This window comes from Mesorhizobium sp. M2A.F.Ca.ET.037.01.1.1, from assembly GCF_003998075.1.
In the GTDB taxonomy this organism is placed as follows: domain Bacteria; phylum Pseudomonadota; class Alphaproteobacteria; order Rhizobiales; family Rhizobiaceae; genus Mesorhizobium.
In genome coordinates this window covers 1-1,507 of the sequence record NZ_RZSA01001294.1, presented here as the reverse complement: position 1 = coordinate 1,507, position 1,507 = coordinate 1, and the positions used below count along the sequence as shown (strand labels likewise).

The following is a 1,507-nucleotide window of genomic DNA, read 5'->3' as shown; positions in this document are numbered from 1 at the left end:
GGCTCGGACTTCGGCTCTTCAGGGGGCGGCTGGTGCGCCGCCCCTACCTCCCCCTCGATGGGGGAGGTCCCTAGCGCGGCTCGGGGGTGACCCACGTCGGCGCTGTCACCCCGCCCCGCCACTTCGTGGCGACCCTCCCCATCGAGGGGAGGGTGGGGTGCTGGCTCCTGCTCGCGCGCCAGAATCTCCGGGGCGGCCTGATCGGCCTCCGGCTTCAGCGCGTCCAGCTGATCCCATTTGATCGGCGGCAGGGGCGCGGCCTCGTCGACGCGCTCCTCGACGACCTCCTTCTTGCCGAACGAAAATATCTTCTTGAAAAAACCAGCCATGCGTCTCGCAGTCTCAGGCGGCTTGCGCGGCAAGCGGGGCCGCAATCAGTCGGGCGCCGTCATGGCCGGTGATGATGGCTTCGACGATCTCGCCGGGCGCGCCGGTGCTAATCGTGGCCAACGTAAACCCTTCGGTGCGGCCGAGCCCGTCGCGTTCGATCAGGATCGACTGCCGCGTGCCGGGGAGCGAGGTCAGATGACGGCGATAAGCGGCCTCGCCGGCGGCGCGCAGTCGCGCGGCGCGCTGCTTCACCACCTCGCGGCGGACCTGCGGCATGCGCGCCGCGGGCGTGCCTTCGCGCGGGCTGAACGGAAAGACGTGCAGATGCGTCAGCCCGCACTCCTCGACGATCTTCTCCGAATTCTCGAACATAGCCTCGGTCTCGGTCGGGAAGCCGGCGATGATGTCGGCGCCGAAGACGATTTCAGGACGCAGCTTGCGCACGTCCTCGCAGAAGCGGATCGACTGGTCGCGCAGATGGCGGCGCTTCATGCGCTTCAGGATCATGTCGTCGCCCGATTGCAGCGACAGGTGCAGATGCGGCATCAGCCTCTGTTCAGTGGCGATTGCGTCGAGCAGGTCGTCGTCGGCCTCGATGGAATCGATCGAGGACAGCCTGAGCCGCTTAACATCCGGTACCTGGCGCAGAATGGTCTTCACCAGTTTGCCGAGCTTAGGGCTGCCCGGCAGGTCGGCGCCGAAGCTGGTCATGTCGACGCCGGAAAGCACGATCTCGGCATAGCCGTTGCCGGCAAGGCGCTTGACCTGCTCGACCACGGCGCCCATCGGCACGGAACGCGAATTGCCGCGGCCATAGGGGATGATGCAGAAGGTGCAGCGATGGTCGCAGCCGTTCTGCACCTGCACGAAGGCGCGCGCGCGGCCTTCGATGGCGTCGACCATGTGGCTCGCCGTCTCGCGCACCGAGAAAATGTCGTTGACGCGCGCCTTCTCGGTGTCGTTGACGCCAAAATCGGGCAGTGCGCGGTAGGAGTTCGCCTTGAGCTTCTCCTCATTGCCAAGCACGAGGTCGACCTCGTCCATGGCGGCGAAGTTCTGCGGCTCGGTCTGCGCCGCGCAGCCGGTGACGATGATGCGAGCTGAAGGGTTCTCGCGGCGCGCCTTGCGGATCGCCTGCTTGGCCTGGCGCACCGCCTCCGCCGTGACGGCGCAGGTG

General features: G+C 67.0%; 1 protein-coding gene and 1 pseudogene. Both read right to left on the bottom strand.

Annotated features, from left to right (window positions below):
- Nucleotides 1–329: pseudogene (locus EOA27_RS41215) on the bottom strand (signal recognition particle-docking protein FtsY); the annotation flags it as partial.
- 13 nt (nt 330–342) lie between these two features.
- Nucleotides 343–1,507: tRNA (N(6)-L-threonylcarbamoyladenosine(37)-C(2))-methylthiotransferase MtaB (mtaB, locus tag EOA27_RS36075; protein WP_127258685.1), on the bottom strand; the 1,165-nt coding region annotated here is incomplete at its 5' end.